The 15,879-nt window shown below is 73.4% G+C and carries 10 protein-coding genes and 1 pseudogene; 8 read left to right on the top strand and 3 right to left on the bottom strand.

What is annotated here, in order from left to right; translation table 11 throughout:
• Positions 1-211 precede the first annotated feature (211 nt).
• The 4 genes from QIY60_RS27170 (at position 212) to QIY60_RS27185 (ending at position 6,177) form a co-directional block, all read left to right on the top strand.
• A complete protein-coding gene (locus QIY60_RS27170) occupies positions 212-1,390 on the top strand; it encodes an acyl-CoA dehydrogenase family protein (RefSeq protein WP_283146090.1) in 1,179 nt (392 codons plus the stop codon).
• A 26-nt stretch (positions 1,391-1,416) separates the two neighbouring features.
• Entirely contained in the window at positions 1,417-2,328 is a 912-nt protein-coding gene (locus tag QIY60_RS27175) for an oxygenase MpaB family protein (RefSeq protein WP_283144806.1), read from the top strand.
• A gap of 23 nt (positions 2,329-2,351) precedes the next feature.
• On the top strand, positions 2,352-4,565 hold the full coding sequence (locus tag QIY60_RS27180) for a serine/threonine-protein kinase (protein ID WP_283144807.1): 2,214 nt from the start codon (positions 2,352-2,354) through the stop codon (positions 4,563-4,565).
• Between the two features lie 61 nt (positions 4,566-4,626).
• Positions 4,627-6,177 (top strand): NAD(P)/FAD-dependent oxidoreductase, encoded by a 1,551-nt coding sequence (locus QIY60_RS27185; protein ID WP_283144808.1) that lies wholly within the window; start codon positions 4,627-4,629, stop codon positions 6,175-6,177.
• Positions 6,178-6,195: 18 nt separating this feature from the next.
• Here the strand turns inward: QIY60_RS27185 and QIY60_RS27190 are convergent.
• A pseudogene (locus QIY60_RS27190) lies at positions 6,196-7,490 on the bottom strand (serine hydrolase domain-containing protein); the annotation flags it as partial.
• A 10-nt stretch (positions 7,491-7,500) separates the two neighbouring features.
• Here QIY60_RS27190 and QIY60_RS27195 point away from each other — a divergent pair.
• From QIY60_RS27195 to QIY60_RS27205, 3 genes are all read left to right on the top strand, one after another.
• On the top strand, positions 7,501-8,610 hold the full coding sequence (locus QIY60_RS27195) for a nitronate monooxygenase family protein (protein WP_283144809.1): 1,110 nt from the start codon (positions 7,501-7,503) through the stop codon (positions 8,608-8,610).
• The gene (locus QIY60_RS27200; RefSeq protein ID WP_283144810.1) at positions 8,607-10,172 is read left to right on the top strand and encodes an acyl-CoA synthetase; all 1,566 of its coding nucleotides are present in this window, start codon (positions 8,607-8,609) and stop codon (positions 10,170-10,172) included. The genes QIY60_RS27195 and QIY60_RS27200 overlap by 4 nt, the downstream gene beginning before the upstream one ends.
• Positions 10,173-10,315: 143 nt before the next feature.
• Positions 10,316-10,570 carry a hypothetical protein gene (locus QIY60_RS27205; protein WP_283144811.1) on the top strand — a complete coding sequence of 85 codons (255 nt, stop codon included), beginning with the start codon at positions 10,316-10,318 and terminating at the stop codon, positions 10,568-10,570.
• Positions 10,571-10,612: 42 nt separating this feature from the next.
• Here QIY60_RS27205 and QIY60_RS27210 read toward each other — a convergent pair whose 3' ends face one another.
• Together QIY60_RS27210 and paaK are read right to left on the bottom strand one after the other, a co-directional pair.
• Entirely contained in the window at positions 10,613-12,997 is a 2,385-nt protein-coding gene (locus QIY60_RS27210) for a penicillin acylase family protein (RefSeq protein ID WP_349253990.1), read from the bottom strand.
• A gap of 193 nt (positions 12,998-13,190) precedes the next feature.
• Positions 13,191-14,492: a phenylacetate--CoA ligase PaaK gene (gene paaK, locus QIY60_RS27215; RefSeq protein ID WP_283144813.1), complete on the bottom strand. Its 1,302-nt coding sequence runs from the start codon at positions 14,490-14,492 to the stop codon at positions 13,191-13,193.
• A gap of 230 nt (positions 14,493-14,722) precedes the next feature.
• Here paaK and QIY60_RS27220 point away from each other — a divergent pair, with 230 nt between their 5' ends.
• Complete coding sequence (locus QIY60_RS27220; RefSeq protein ID WP_283144814.1) at positions 14,723-15,877, top strand: alpha/beta hydrolase; 1,155 nt, start codon at positions 14,723-14,725, stop codon at positions 15,875-15,877.
• Positions 15,878-15,879 lie beyond the last annotated feature (2 nt).

The raw sequence follows: 15,879 nt of genomic DNA on the forward strand, positions 1-15,879 counted from the left end.
TACGCCCTCGCCATGCTGTCCGCGCCCCGGGCGCGCGGCGACCGTATGGAGACGAACGGGTGACCGGCCGAGGTGACGGCCCACTCCCCGCCGCACCGCCCTTCCAGATTCTTGGAACACGTTCTACTGTGTGCCCGCTCGCGCGACGTCGCGCCGTCCCGCGACGCACAGCGACGCGCACCGACGGACCGTGACCAGCCTGGAGGGCCCCGTGCACCTCGAATACACGCCCGAGCAGCAGCGGCTCCGCATCGACCTGCGGGCCTATTTCGCCGAGCTGGTGCCCGACAACGCGTACGCACGGTACGCCGACCCCGCCACCCAGAAGCGCTTCTACCGCGACACCGTGCGCCGCCTGGGCGCGGACGGCTGGCTGGGGGTGGGGTGGCCCGAGGAGTACGGCGGGCGCGGGCTGAGCCCGATGGAGCAGTTCATCTTCTTCGACGAGGCCGCCCAGGGCGGGGTCCCGCTGCCGCTGATGGCGCTGAACACGGTCGGCCCGACCCTGATGCGGTTCGGCACGGACGAGCAGAAGGCGTACTTCCTGCCGAGGATCCTCTCCGGCGAGATCGACTTCGCGATCGGCTACAGCGAGCCCGACGCGGGCACGGACCTGGCCGCGCTCAAGACGAGGGCGGTCCGGGACGGTGACGCGTACATCGTCAACGGCCAGAAGATCTGGACCACCAACGGCGACACCGCCGACTGGGTCTGGCTGGCCGTGCGCACCGACCCCGGCGCGCCCCCGCACAAGGGCATCTCCATGCTCCTGGTACCGACCTCCGACCCCGGCTACTCCTGCACCGTCATCAACACGCTCGCCTCGCACGACACCACCGCCAGCTACTACGAGAACATCCGCGTCCCCGTCTCCCGCCGCGTCGGCGAGGAGAACCAGGGCTGGCGGCTGATCACCAACCAGCTCAACCACGAACGCGTCACGCTCGCCGCGCACGGCACCATGGCGATCCGCGCCCTGCGCGACGTCCAGCGCTGGGCCGCCGACACCAAGCTCGCCGACGGCCGCCGCGTCATCGACCTCGGCTGGGTACGCGGCCGCCTGGCCCGCACCCACACCAGGCTCGACGCGATGAAGCTCCTCAACTGGCAGATGGTCAACGCCGTCCAGGAGGGCACCCTCACCCCGCAGGACGCCTCGGCCGTCAAGGTGTACGGCTCGGAGGCCCGCCGCGACGCGTACGCCTGGCTCATGGAGGTCGTCGGTGCGGCGGGCCCCATGAAGGAGGGCTCGGCGGGCGCGGTGCTCCACGGCGAACTGGAACGCGGCTACCGCTCGGCCGTGATCTTCACGTTCGGCGGCGGCAACAACGAGATCCAGCGCGAAATCATCTCCTGGATCGGTCTGGGGATGCCGCGGGTGCGCCGTTAGCCTGGCCCTACAGGAGGTGGCGCCGCATGCCCGAGAGCAGTCCTGGATCCGACACGCCCGACCCCGGCTACTTCGGCCCCCGGTCGGTGACCTGGCAGATGCACGGGGATCCGATCATGTGGGTCGCCGGGGTGCGGGCGCTGTATCTTCAGGCGCTGCATCCGCGCGCCGTGCGCGGGGTCGTGCAGAACAGTGACTTCCGGAAGGACACCTGGGGGCGGCTGCTGCGCACCGCCCGGTTCGTGGCGACCATCTCGTACGGGACGAAGGACGAGGCGGAGCGGGCGGGTGCGCGGGTGCGGCGCATTCACGGGTTCCTGAAGGCCGACGACCCCGTCACCGGGGAGCGGTTCCGGATCGACGATCCCGCGCTGCTGCTCTGGGTGCACTGCGCGGAGGTCGACAGCTATCTGCACGTCGCGCGCCGCTCGGGATATCCGGTCAGCGACGCGCAGGCCGACCGCTATGTGGACGAGCAGCGCGAGGCCGCGAGGCTCGTCGGGCTCGATCCCGCCGTCGTCCCGGCGTCCACCGCGCAGCTCGCGGCCTACTTCGCGGACGTACGGCCCGAGCTCGCCGCCGGTGCCGACGCGCGCGACGTGGACGAATTCCTGCGGCGGCCGCCCGTCCCCCCGCTGCTGGCACCGGCGCGCGCGCTGCTGTGGCGGCGCGTGGCGCGGCTCGCCTACGACGCGCTGCCCCCGTACGCCCACGAGCTGTACGGGCGGCCCGCGCCCGCGCCGGACGAGGTCACCCGGCGGCTCGCCGGCGCCGGGCGCCTGCTGCGGCTCATTCCGCCGACCGTGCGCTGGCAGCTGCCGCCGAAGCACATCCTGCGCGCGGTCGCCCGGATGGGGCCGGGAACGCGCCCGTCGCCGTACACACTCCGCAGACAGGCGGCCATACTGGAAGGAGCCGGGGAGGGCGCAGCGGAGTGACGTGACGGGGGCGACATCGCGCGATGGCGGACACCAGGCTGATCCACGGCCGGTACCGGCTGCTGGAGCTGATCGGGCGCGGCGGCATGGGCGAGGTGTGGGCGGCCCGCGACGACTCGCTGGGGCGGCGGGTCGCCGTCAAGTGCCTCAAGCCGCTGGGGCCGCAGCACGACCAGGCGTTCGCCCGGGTGCTGCGCGAGCGCTTCAGGCGCGAGGCGCGGGTCGCGGCCGCGCTCCAGCACCGGGGCGTCACGGTCGTCCATGACTTCGGGGAGTTCGAGGGCGGGCTCTACCTCGTCATGGAGCTGCTCGACGGCCGCAATCTGAGCCAGCTCCTCCAGGACGGCAAGGGGCACCCGCTGCCGGTGGCGGACGTCGTGGACATCGCCGAGCAGCTGTCCTCGGCCCTCGCCTACACCCATCAACAGGGCATCGTCCACCGCGACTTGAAGCCCGCCAACATCATGCGGCTGCCGGACGGCACGGTGAAGATCCTGGACTTCGGGATCGCCCGCCTCGGCGCCGACATCGGGTTCACCTCCCGGCTCACCGGCACCGGCATCGCCATGGGCACTCCGCACTACATGTCGCCCGAGCAGATCGGCGGCGCCCCCGTCGACCACCGCAGCGACCTGTACTCGCTGGGGTGCGTGCTGTACGAACTGGCCACCGGGGCGCCGCCGTTCGACCTCGACGACCCCTGGGCGATCCTCGTCGGCCACCGCGACACCGCGCCCGAGCCGCCGCGCGCCAGGCGCCCCGAACTCCCCGAGTTCTTCGAGGAGATCGTGCTCGACCTCCTCGCCAAGGAGCCCGGCTCGCGGCCCCAGGACGCGAGGGAGCTGGTGCGGCGGCTGGCCGCCGGACGCGGGCTCGTCCCGGCCCCGGCCGCGCCCTCCGTGACGGCGCCGCCGCCCGTGCGGCCGCGCGGCCTGCCGTCCTGGGCGCGCGGGATGACCACCGGCCACAAGGCGACCGGCTCCACGCCCCCGGACCCGGCCCCGCCCGACCCCGACGCCAGCCTCACCGGCGCCTGGACGACCGCCCTGCCGCCCGCCCCGCCCCAACCCGACCGGCCGCCGCCGCCCCCGCCCGAGCTGCTCGCCGAGCTCGACGACCGGCACCGCGAAGGCCTGGGCCTGGGCCGCGCCGGCCGCTGGGCGGAGGCGGGCGAGGTGCACCGCGCGGTCGCCGCCGAACGCGCCCAGGCGCTGGGCCCCGACCACCCCGACACCCTGGTCAGCCAGTACGAGGTGGCCTTCGCCCTGAGCCGGACCGGGCGCGAGGCCGACGCCCTGCGCGAGTTCGGCCTGGTCGCCCAGGCGCGGGCCCGCACACTCGGACCCGACGACCCGGGCGCGCTCGACGCCCGCCAGGAGACCGCGTACGTCCTGGGCCGCCTCGGCCGCCACTTCGAGGCCCACCAGGTGTACGCCTCGGTGCTCGCCGCCCGGGAGCGCGTCATGGGGGCCGACCACCCGGCCACCCTGCGCTGCCGCCACAACCTCGCCTTCAACCTGGGCCGCCTGGGCCGGCTGGAGGACGCGTACCGCATGGCGCGCGACGTCGCCGCCGACCGCGCCCGCGTGCTCGGCGCGGGGCACCCCGACACCCTGGTGACCCGGTCCGAAGTCGCCTATGTACTGGGGCAGTTGGGGCGCTGGGTGGAGGCGTTGCAGCTCTACCGCGAGGTCGCCTCGGCGCGCGCGACCGTGCTCGGGGCCGACCATCCCGACACGCTCGCCACCCGGTACGAGGTCGGCATCGCCCTTGGCCGGCTCGGCCGCAGCGCCGAGGCGCTGGAGCTGTACCGGGTGCTCGTCGCCGACCGCACCCGCGTCGACGGCCCCGAGGGCCCCGAGACCCTGCGCGCCCGGCACGGCCTGGGCGTCAACCTCGGGCGCCTGGCCCGCTGGGAGGAGGCCCTGGCCGAGGCCCGCGACGTGTGCGCGCTGCGCGAGCGCGTCCTCGGCCCCGACCACCCCGACACCCTCGTCAGCCGGCGCGAGATCGCCGTCGGGCTCGGCTGGCTCGGGCGGTGGGCGCAGGCCCTGACGGTCTACCGGCAGGTCGCGGACGCCCGCGAGCGGGTCCTCGGCGCCACCCACCCCGACGCCCTCGCCAGCCGGAACGACGAGGCCCACTGCCTGGAGCGGCTGGGGCGCGGCGCCGAGGCGGCGGCCCTGTACCGGCGGGTCACGGCCCTGCGGCAGCAGGGCGCGTCACGGGGGAGGTAGCGGGCGGCGGATCACCGGCGCCACCCTGGCCGCCGGTGATCCGCGCGTGCTAGGAAGGGCCATGCCCGCACACCAGGTGTACGACACCGTGATCGTCGGCGGCGGCCACAACGGCCTGGTGGCCGCCGCCTACCTCGCCTGCGCCGGCCAGTCGGTGCTGGTCCTGGAGCGCCTCGGCCACACCGGCGGCGCGGCCGTCTCGACCCGCCCCTTCGCGGGCGTCGACGCCCGGCTCTCGCGCTACTCCTACCTCGTCTCGCTGCTGCCGCGGAAGATCGTGGACGACCTGGGGCTGCGCTTCGCCGTCCGCAAGCGGACCGTCTCCTCGTACACCCCGGTGGTACGCGACGGACGCCCCACCGGGCTGCTAGTCGGCGGCGGCGAGGAGCGCACCCGGGCCTCGTTCCGCCGTCTGACCGGCTCCGACGCCGCGTACACGGCCTGGGAGGCGTTCTACGGGACGACCCGGCGGGCCGCCGAGCGGATCTTCCCCACGCTGACCGAGCCGCTGCCCACCCGCGCGGCCCTGCGCGAGCGCCTGGGCGACGACACGGCGTGGCGGGTGCTCTTCGAGGAGCCGATCGGCGTCGCCGTGGAGGAGCGGTTCGACGACGACCTGGTGCGCGGCGTCGTCCTCACCGACGCCCTGATCGGCACCTTCGCCGACGCCCACGACCCCTCCCTCGCCCAGAACCGCTGCTTCCTCTACCACGTGATCGGCGGCGGCACCGGCGACTGGGACGTGCCGGTGGGCGGGATGGGCGCCTTCACCGACGCGCTCGCGGGCGCCGCACGGGCGGCCGGCGCGGAGCTCGTCACCGGGCACGAGGCGACCGCGCTGCGCACCGACGGCCGCGAGGCCGAGGTCGACTTCCGTACGGAGTCGGGCGAGGGCACGGTCGCGGCCCGGCACGTCCTGGTCAACGCGTCGCCCGAGGCGCTTGCCGCGCTCACCGGTGACCCGGCCCCGGAGCACGCCGAGGGCGCCCAGCTCAAGGTCAACATGCTGCTCACCCGGCTGCCCCGGCTGAAGGACACCTCGGTCGACCCGCGCGAGGCGTTCGCCGGGACCTTCCACATCGGTGAGGGGTACGGGGAGCTGGCGGCCGCGTACGCGCAGGCCGCGTCCGGTGCGCTGCCCACCGCGCCCCCGTCGGAGATCTACTGCCACTCGCTGACCGACCCCTCGATCCTCGGCCCGGACCTGGCGCGGCGCGGCTACCAGACGCTGACCCTGTTCGGGCTGCACACCCCGGCGCGGCTGTTCGCCGGTGACAACGACAAGACGCGCGAGGTCCTGCTGGAGGCGACGCTGGCCCAGCTGGACGCGCACCTGGCGGAGCCGCTCGCGGACTGCCTGGCCATCGACGCCGACGGGCGGCCCTGCATCGAGGCGAAGACCCCGCTCGACCTGGAGCGGGAGCTGCGGCTGCCCGGCGGCAACATCTTCCACCGCCCGCTCGCCTTCCCGTACGCGCAGGAGTCCGCGGGCCGCTGGGGCGTGGAGACCGCGCACCCGAACGTGCTGCTGTGCGGGGCGGGCGCGGTCCGGGGCGGCGGGGTCAGCGGCATCCCGGGCCACAACGCGGCGATGGCGGTGCTGGGGAGGTAGAACCGGCCGTCAGCGTGCGATCGTCCGGGCCAGGGCGTCGGCCAGGGCCACGCGCGGCGCCGAGCCTGAGCGCCAACTCCGTACCGGGTGAACGGAGTTGGCGAGGACGACCAGGAACGTGTCGGTGTCCGGGGCGATGACGAGGCTGGTGCCGGTGAAGCCCGTGTGGCCCGCCGTGCGCGGGGAGGTGAGCGCGCCCATGTACCAGCGCTGGTCGAGCTCGAAACCGAGGCCGTGCGCGTTGCCCGGGAACGCGGTGTTGAAGTCGGTGAAGAGCAGCTCGACGGAGGCGGGGCGCAGGATGCGGGCGGGGCCGTACGCGCCGCCGTTCAGGAGCGTGCGGGCGAGGACCGCCAGGTCCCAGGCGGTCGAGAACACCCCGGCGTGCCCGGCGACCCCGCCGAGCGCGAACGCGTTCTCGTCGTGCACCTCGCCCCACACCAAGCCCCGTTCGAGCCCCGACCAGGGCTTTCGGGCATCCTCGGTCGCGGCGGTCCGGGGTCGCCAGGAGGCGGGCGGGTTGTAGCGAGTGCGGTGCATCCCGAGTGGAGCAGTGATCTCGTCGTGGAGCAGGGCATCCAGAGTGCGAGCGGTGATACGTTCCAAGAGCAGTTGAAGCACGAGGAGATTGAGGTCGGAGTAGCGGTACGCGCTCCCCGGCGGCCGCTCGGGCCTCTCGTTCCACAGCAGCCGCAGCTTCCCCTCGTACGTCGGCTCGTCGTACAGCGGGAGCCAGGCGCGCAGCCCCGAGGTGTGGGTGAGCAACTGGCGCACGGTGACGGCCTCCTTGCCCGCCGCCGCGAACTCCGGCAGGTACGCGGCCGCCTCGGCCTCCAGCTCCAGCGTGCCCCGCTCGATCTGCCGCACCACGAGGAGCGAGGTGAACAGCTTGGAGACGGAGGCGAGGTCGAAGACCGTGTCCCGGGCCATCGGGATCCGCCGCCGGGGCGGGAGTTCGACGCCGGTGTCCGTCCGCTCGTCGTACGCCGAGTAGCGCACGGCCGTGCCGACGGCGTGGTGCAGTGCCACCGTCGAGCCGCGCCCGGCGAGCACCACCGCGCCCGCGTACCAGGGGTGGACCGGCGACGGCCCCAGGAACCGCTCGGCCACGGCGGCCAGCTCGCCCAGCGGCCCCGGCAGCAGCCCGGCCTCCTCGGCGCTGCCGTACCGCAGTACGGCTCCCGTCCCGTCGCTCCGGATCATGGCGGCAGCCTAACCGGCCCGGGTGCGCCGCCCGCGTAAAGAATCTGCCCACGTAAAGAATCTGACGCAGCATCAGAAAATCTCTTCCCTCGTCGCCAGGGCTGCGGCATCCTGCGCCCCATGCAGACGGAGCTGAGCAGAAGACTGGGAGTGGAGCACGCCATCTTCGGCTTCACGCCGTTCCCGGCGGTGGCCGCCGCCATCACCCGGGCCGGCGGATTCGGCGTGCTCGGCGCGGTCCGCTACACGGCCCCCGACGACCTCGCGCGCGACCTCGACTGGATGCAGGACCACACCGACGGGCTGCCCTACGGCCTCGACGTCGTCATGCCCGCGCGGAAGGTGGAGGGCGTCACCGAGGCCGACGTCGAGGCGATGATCCCCGAGGGGCACCGGCAGTTCGTGCGCGAGACGCTCGCCAAGCACGGCGTCCCCGAGCTCGCCGACGGCGAGGCGTCCGGCTGGCGGATCACCGGCTGGATGGAGCAGGTCGCCCGCGACCAGCTCGACGTCGCCTTCACTTACCCGATCAGGCTGCTCGCCAACGCGCTCGGCTCCCCGCCCGCCGACGTCGTCGACCGGGCCCACGCCAACGGGGTCCTGGTCGCGGCCCTCGCGGGCAGCGCCAAGCACGCCCGCCACCACGCCGAGGCGGGCATCGACATCGTCGTCGCCCAGGGCTACGAAGCCGGCGGCCACACCGGCGAGATCGCCTCCATGGTGCTCGTGCCCGAAGTCGTCGACGCGGTCGGGCCGCTGCCCGTGCTCGCCGCCGGAGGCATCGGCAGCGGCGCCCAAGTGGCCGCCGGACTCGCCCTCGGCGCCCAGGGCGTGTGGCTCGGCTCCCTCTGGCTCACCACCACCGAGGCGGATCTGCACTCGCGCGCGCTCACCCGCAAACTCCTCGCCGCGGGCTCCGGCGACACCGTCCGCTCGCGCGCCCTCACCGGCAAGCCCGCCCGCCAGCTGCGCACCGAGTGGACCGACGCCTGGGACGACCCCAGCGGCCCGGGCACCCTGCCCATGCCCCTGCAGGGGCTGCTGGTCGCCGAGGCACTGTCGCGGATCCAGAAGTACGAGGTCGCGCCGCTGCTCGGCACGCCGGTCGGCCAGATCGTCGGCCGGATGAACTCCGAACGCAGCGTCCAGGAGGTCTTCGACGACCTCACCCGCGGCTTCGAGCAGGCCGTCGACCGCATCAGCCGCATCGCCCGAAGGAGCGGGTCATGACCGTATCCCAATCCCAGCAGCCGCCCAACGGATTCTGGGCGCAGGCCGCAGCCGACCCCGACCGGGTGGTGCTCACCGCGCCCGACGGCGAGCGCTGGACGGCGGGGCGGCTGCACGCCGCCGTCAACCAGCTGGTGCACGGGCTGCGCGCGGCCGGACTCGAACAGGGCGACGCGTTCGCCGTCGTCCTGCCCAACGGGGTCGAGTTCTTCACCGCGTATCTGGCCGCTTCCCAGGCCGGGTTCTACCTCGTGCCCGTCAACCACCATCTGGTCGGGCCCGAGATCGCCTGGATCGTCGTGGACTCCGGCGCCAAGGTCCTCATCGCCCACGAGCGGTTCGCGGACACGGCGACGGCGGCCGCCGACGAGGCGAAGCTGCCGGGCAGCCACCGGTACGCGGTGGGCGAGGTGGCGGGATTCCGCCCGTACGGCCAACTCCTCGACGGACAGCCCGGATCCGTGCCCGAGGGCCGCACCCTCGGCTGGGTCATGAACTACACCTCGGGCACCACCGGCCGCCCGCGCGGCATCCGGCGCCCGCTCTCCGGCAAGCTCCCTGAGGAGTCCTACCTCGGCGGCTTCCTGGGGATCTTCGGTATCAAGCCGTTCGACGACAACGTCCATCTGGTCTGCTCGCCGCTCTACCACACGGCCGTGCTCCAGTTCGCGGGCGCGTCCCTGCACATCGGGCACCCGCTGGTCCTGATGGACAAGTGGACGCCCGAGGAGATGCTGCGCCTGATCGACGCGTACCGCTGCACCCATACGCACATGGTGCCGACCCAGTTCCACCGGTTGCTCTCGCTGCCCGAGGGGGTCAGGGCGCGGTACGACGTGAGCTCGCTGCGGCACGCCATCCACGGCGCTGCCCCCTGCCCCGACCACGTGAAGCGGGCGATGATCGAGTGGTGGGGGAGCTGCGTGGAGGAGTACTACGCGGCGAGCGAGGGCGGCGGGGCGTTCGCCACCGCCGAGGACTGGCTCAAGAAGCCGGGCACGGTCGGCAGGGCGTGGCCCATCAGCGAACTCGCGGTCTTCGACGACGACGGCGACCGGCTGCCCCCGGGCCAGTTGGGCACCGTCTACATGAAGATGTCGACGGGCGGCTTCAGCTACCACAAGGACGAGACCAAGACGCGGAAGAACCGCATCGGGGACTTCTTCACCGTGGGCGACCTCGGCTACCTCGACGAGGACGGCTACCTCTTCCTGCGCGACCGTAAGATCGACATGATCATCTCGGGCGGGGTCAACGTCTACCCGGCCGAGATCGAGGCCGCGCTCCTCACCCACCCGGCCGTCGCCGACGCCGCCGCGTTCGGCATCCCGCACGCGGACTGGGGCGAGGAGGTCAAGGCGGTCGTGGAAGCGGCGCCCGGGCACGAGCCGGGCGACGCGCTCGCCACCGACATCCTCGCCCACTGCGAGGAACGGCTCGCGGGCTACAAGCGCCCCAAGTCCGTCGACTTCATCGCGGCCATGCCGCGCGACCCCAACGGCAAGCTCTACAAACGGCGGCTGCGCGAGCCGTACTGGGAGGGCCACGAGCGGGCGATGTGAGCCGTCTGCGCAGCGGGTCGCCCGCGCTGTGCCCCACGTCACATCAGGCGACCGTCACGCGCGGCGGGGCCCGCCCGTCCTGATGCCGAACCTCCTCCGGGGCCGAACACCGGCCACGGAGGACCGGCCTCAGGAGGAACCCCATGCGTGGACTCGTCGCCGGAGTCACCGGAGCCACCGGAGTCATCGGCCGCGCCAAGGTCCTCGCCTTCATCACCGGCCTGCTCAACCGGTACGCGATCGGTGCCACCCGGGTGGTCGACGCCAACGGCGCGCCCGCGCTGTTCACCTCGCTCGACGACCGCTCCCAGATCACGATGCTGGACGTCCGCGACGGCCGGATCCACGGGATCTACGCGGTGCTCAACCCCGACAAGCTCGGCCACGTACCGGCGTGAACCTCTGTGCGCGGCCCGCCCCGACGGCGGGCCGCGCGGACGTCAGCGGTGCTCGCGCACCCGCACGACCCGCAGGGCGGGCGAGGAGCGGATGTCCCGCTCGCAGAAGCGCGAGGTGACCCAGCGCTGCTGCGAGTAGAGCTTCGTCTGGTCGCTGTAGTGCGGGGAGAGGACGTTCTCCGACTGGGAGTACGTCAGGAGGGTACGGGCGACCGGGCACCTGCCGCCGTCCCAGCCGACCGCCTGGATGTGGCTGGACCCGGTGGACACCTCGGCGTAGCCGCGGGCCGGGTCCCAGATCCCCTCCACCTTGTTCCAGATGCCCAGGGCCTCCGTCCCGCCCGAGACGGGCAGGCGCTTGCCGTCGCGCACCACGTACTGGTGGTCGCCCAGCGCCGAGTCGAGCGGGATGCCCGCCGTGCGCAACTCGCCCACCGCGTCGGCGAGTGCACGGGCGACGCCGGGCGAGGCGGTGTTGAGGGTGTTCGGCGTGCGCACCGGGTCGGCGGCCGAGAACGGCACCTTCCACAGCTCGGCCGCCGGAACCGCCGCCGTCAGCTTGCGCCAGTAGCGGTCGAAGAGCAGCGCGCCCCGGCTCCCGGCGTCGACCGTACGGTCCCAGCCGGCCAGCACCGCACACGCCCCGGAGACGTCGACGGCCTTGCCGGTGCTGTCCGTCGCGGCGCCGCCCGGCAGCGCGGCGCAGGCCTTGGCCGTGTCGGCCGCCGCCAGGTTCCCGGCGGGCGCCCGGTCGGCGAACTCCTGGCGCTGGAGGTCGGCGACGGTGAGCCGGCCCTTCGCGGCCATCGCCGAGACGTCCTCGACCGCGCCGCGCGTGCGCAGCGAGCGCGGGGTGGCGATGGTGCCGAAGATCCGCTCGTAACCGGTCAGCGGGTGGTCGGCGTTGGCCAGCCAGGCGCTGTCGTTGGAGTTCTCGGTGTACGCGGCGTCCTTGAGCAGCGGCATCCGGGCCGGCCCGAAGACCCCGGCCTGGACCGCGTCCGGGTCCGAGCCGAGGGCGCAGTCGCCGCGCGAACCGTCGAGGACGGCCACCCCCGACGCCGGGTAGAGCGCCTTGCCCAACGGCGTCGAGCAGCGCGCGGCCAGTTCGTCGGTGATCCGGGGGAGCACCTGCGACTGCGTGAACAGGGAGTGCCCGTGGGAGTCGGCGGCCACGGTGTTCACCCAGGGCAGGCCCTGGGTGCGGCGCAGTGACTTGAGGATGTCGTCGGTGCCGCGCGCCTTGGAGAAGCCCAGACCGGTGTCGGCGGCGCGCAGATTGAGGGCGTTGGGGTCGTTCAGTGCGAACGCCGTGGTCCTGGACCAGGGCAGCGGCACCGTCGGGCCGAGTGCGGTGACCACCGGCCCGTACCGCGTCCACCACTGGGTGCGCGTCACCGGCGCGCCGCCCTTCACCGGGACCGTCACCGTGCGCCGGGTCATGCGCTCCGGGGTGCCGTCCACGAGGTACGCGGTCGGGTCGGCCGGGTCGAGGGTCAGCTGGTGGAGGTTGAGCGTGACGCCGGTGGCGACCGTGTGGCTCCAGGCCACCTTGTCGTTGAAGCCGATGCTCATGGTCGGGGTGCCGAGCAGGGCCGCGCCCGACACGTTGAGCTCGCCGGGGATGGTCTGCTGCATCTGCCAGAAGCGGCGGCCGCCGTGCCACGGGTAGTGCGGGTTGCCGAGCAGCAGACCGCGCCCGTCGGCCGTGGCGGCGCCGCTGAACGCGACGGCGTTGGAGCCCATGTCGGCCTGGTCGGCGGCGAACAGCCGCTCGGCCGCCTTCGCGCTGCCGGCGGGGTCGGGCGCCGTGGGCGTGGAAGCGGCTGTGGGCGGCTGCGCGGCGGTGATGCCGTCGGTGACGCGCCCCTGTCCGCCGAGCACGGATATCGCGAAGCCGCGCGCGGCCACGTCGACGAGGGTCACCGGGCGCACCCAAGCCGCGCCCTTGCACGCGGGATCGGTGACGCGGTGCTGCTTCAGCCAGGCGTTGTAGCCCGCAGCCCAGCCGCGCATCAGCTCCTTCGACTGGCGGCTCGGCCCGGTGGGCGCGGGGGCGGCCAGCAGTTTCTCGACCGTGCCCGAGTCGCGTACCGAGGTGAAATAGAGGTCGCTGGAGAGGTTCTTGGCGGCGGCGGAGAGCGAGCCGTCGGGAGCCGCGTCCGGGCCGAACCACTTCGACCGCTCCCCGCGCAGCGTGACGAACCCGTCGGCGAGGGTGCACACCTGGTCGGCCGCCTGCGCGTAGCCGGTGCCGAAGCCGAGGTCGGCGTAGTCCTCGGCGAGGATGTGCGGGATGCCGTACTCGGTGTAGCGGATGACGGCGGACAGGCCGCCGCCGGAGGGGTGGTGCTCGCGGTCGCCGGACGCGGCCGAGGCCGTCGGGGACAGCGACGCCGAGGCGGTCAGCAGGGCGATGCCGACCAGCGCGAGGCGCCTGCCCCGGGTGCGGGAACGGGTGCGGGAACGGGTGTGAGTGCGAGCGGCGGTGCGGGTGCGGAGAGCCAACGTTCCTCCCAACTCAGTGGGTGACACAGGTGGTTGCTCAGGACACGTGGTTGCTCAGGACACACGAGGTGCCGCCAGCCACTCAGTCAGCCCGGCGCACGCCTGTCAACACTCACGCCCCGCCCGCAGGGCCCCGGCGCAGATCCACGATCCGTTTGAACTTGCCCACCGACCGCTCGATGGTCTCGGGGTCGACGACCTCCACCGCCACCGAGACCCCGATGCCGTCCTTCACCGCCGAGACGATCGACCGCGCGGCCGCGTCACGCTGCTCGGGCGGGGTGTCGGCGCGCGCCTCCACCCGTACCGTCAGCGCGTCCAGCCTGCCCTCCTTGGTGAGCCGCAGCTGGAAGTGCGGGGCGAGGCCGGGCGTGCGCAGCACGATCTCCTCGATCTGGGTGGGGAACAGGTTCACCCCGCGCAGGATCACCAGGTCGTCGCTGCGGCCGGTCACTTTCTCCATCCGCCGGAAGACCCGCGCGGAGCCCGGCAGCAGCCGGGTCAGGTCCCGCGTCCGGTAGCGGATCACGGGCATGGCCTCCTTGGTGAGCGAGGTGAAGACCAGCTCGCCCCGCTCGCCCTCGGGCAGCACCTCGCCGGTGAGCGGGTCGACGACCTCCGGGTAGAAGTGGTCCTCCCAGATGTGCAGCCCGTCCTTGGTCTCCACGCACTCCTGCGCCACACCGGGCCCGATCACCTCCGAGAGCCCGTATATGTCGACCGCGTCGATGGCGAAGCGCTCCTCGATCTCGCGGCGCATCTCCTCCGTCCACGGCTCGGCGCCGAAGACCCCGACCTTCAGCGAGGTGGAGCGGGGATCGACGCCCTGCCGCTCGAACTCGTCGAGGATGGTCAGCATGTACGAGGGGGTCACCATGATGATCTCGGGCCGGAAGTCCTGGATCAGCTGGACCTGGCGGGCCGTCATGCCGCCGGACGCGGGGATCACCGTACAGCCGAGCCGCTCCGCCCCGTAGTGCGCGCCCAGGCCGCCCGTGAACAGCCCGTATCCGTACGCCACATGCACCTTGTGGCCGGGGCGGCCGCCCGCCGCGCGGATCGAGCGGGCCACCACGTCCGCCCAGGTGTCCAGGTCGCGCTCGGTGTAGCCGACCACCGTCGGGCGGCCGGTGGTCCCGCTGGAGGCGTGGATGCGGCGGACCTCGGAGTCGGGGACCGCGAACATCCCGAACGGGTAGTGGTCGCGCAGATCCGCCTTGGTGGTGAACGGGAAGCGGGCGAGGTCCGCGAGCGAACGGCAGTCCTCCGGCCGTGTCCCCGCCTTGTCGAACGCCTCGCGGTAGAAGCCCACGTTGTCGTACGCATGACGCAGCGAAGCCCTCAGCCGGTCGAGCTGGAGCGCCTCCAGCTCCGCCCGGCTCAGCCGTTCCGCCGCGTCCAGCAGGGGTTCCATGGGCCGCTCCCGTCCTCGCCGTCTTCGCCGGTCGTCACTCCGCCCGAAATCGGACGACCGATCATTCGGTAGATCTGCTCGGGTTCAGTAATCCAGCCACCGAACCGCACCGTCAAGGCCTGTGGACAACCCGCTTCCGCCGTGCCGTTCGCGCTGTCGCCCACGCTGCCGTTCGCGCTGTCGGCGAAATCCCTTGGCCCCGATCAGCACGGGCTGTGAGGATCACCGGCATGCCGAAGTTCACCGCGTACGACGGGACCGAGCTCGCCTACCACCTGGTGGGGGCGGGGAAGCCGCTGATCTGTCTGCCCGGCGGGCCCGCACCGGCCTCCGCCCACCCGGTCGACCTGGGCGGCCTCGGCACCCACCGCCAGCTGGTCCTGCTCGACCAGCGGGGCACGGGCGGCCCGGCGGTGCCGGACGGCGTGTCCTCGTACCCTCGCGACCGGCTGGTCGACGACGTGGAGGCGCTGCGTGAACACCTCGGCCTGGAGACCGTCGACCTCCTCGGGCACTCGGCCGCCGGCGACCTCGCCACGCTCTACGCGGCCGCCCACCCGCACCGGACCGGCTCGCTCGTCCTGGTCGCCTCCGCTCTCCCCGCCGAGGCGCTCGCGGCCGTGGAGGCGCCCGTGCTCCACCTCCCGGGGATGGACGCGCCCGACTTCGCCCGTACGGTCGCCGCGTTCCTGGAGCCCGGCGTCCACAGCGTCCGGACCGCCTCCGGCCTCCGGCTCGCCTACCGCACCTGGGGCGACGCCTCGGCGCCGCCCGTCGTGCTCGCGCACGGGCGCGGCGGATCGGGCGCGCACTGGACGGAGGTGGCCGAACGACTCGCCGCGACGCGCCGGGTGTACGCGGTCGACCTGCGCGGCCACGGCCTCAGCGACTGGCCCGGCCAGTACTCGTTCGAGGGGTTTCGCGACGACCTGCGCGGCTTCTTCGAAGCGCTCGGGCTCGCCGGTGCCGACCTGATAGGCCACTCCATGGGCGGCGCGGCCGCTCTGCTGCTCGCCCAGGACGCGCCCGAGCTGATCGGGCGGCTGGTCCTGGAGGAGGCGCCCACGTTCGTACCGCTGGATCCGCCGCGCGGGTTCGTGGCGCGGCCCGACGAGGAGCTCGCGTTCGACTGGCCGGTGGTCGCCGACACCAACGCCCAGCTGAACGCGCCCGACCCGGCCTGGCGCGAGCGGCTCGCCGAGCTCGCCGTGCCGACCCTGCTGGTCGCGGGCGGCGAGTCCAGCGGCATCGAGATCCAGGCCAGGATCGCCGAGATGGCCGCCCGCATCCCCGGCGCCCGCCTCGTCACCATCGACGCCGGCCACTCGGTCCACGCAGTCCGGCCGGACGAATTCGTCGCGGAACTGCGGAAGTTCGGGATCTGAGG

This window comes from Streptomyces sp. BPTC-684 (genome assembly GCF_030028635.1).
In the GTDB taxonomy this organism is placed as follows: Bacteria; Actinomycetota; Actinomycetes; order Streptomycetales; family Streptomycetaceae; genus Streptomyces; species Streptomyces noboritoensis.

Bases quoted from the DNA above. Each gene is read 5' to 3' on its own strand.
- QIY60_RS27175 (WP_283144806.1), top strand. From the start codon at position 1,417: ATGCCCGAGAGCAGTCCTGGATCCGACACGCCCGACCCCGGCTACTTC.
- QIY60_RS27180 (WP_283144807.1), top strand. From the start codon at position 2,352: ATGGCGGACACCAGGCTGATCCACGGCCGGTACCGGCTGCTGGAGCTG.
- QIY60_RS27185 (WP_283144808.1), top strand. From the start codon at position 4,627: ATGCCCGCACACCAGGTGTACGACACCGTGATCGTCGGCGGCGGCCAC.
- QIY60_RS27195 (WP_283144809.1), top strand. From the start codon at position 7,501: ATGCAGACGGAGCTGAGCAGAAGACTGGGAGTGGAGCACGCCATCTTC.
- QIY60_RS27200 (WP_283144810.1), top strand. From the start codon at position 8,607: ATGACCGTATCCCAATCCCAGCAGCCGCCCAACGGATTCTGGGCGCAG.
- QIY60_RS27205 (WP_283144811.1), top strand. From the start codon at position 10,316: ATGCGTGGACTCGTCGCCGGAGTCACCGGAGCCACCGGAGTCATCGGC.
- paaK (WP_283144813.1), bottom strand. From the start codon at position 14,492: ATGGAACCCCTGCTGGACGCGGCGGAACGGCTGAGCCGGGCGGAGCTG.
- QIY60_RS27220 (WP_283144814.1), top strand. From the start codon at position 14,723: ATGCCGAAGTTCACCGCGTACGACGGGACCGAGCTCGCCTACCACCTG.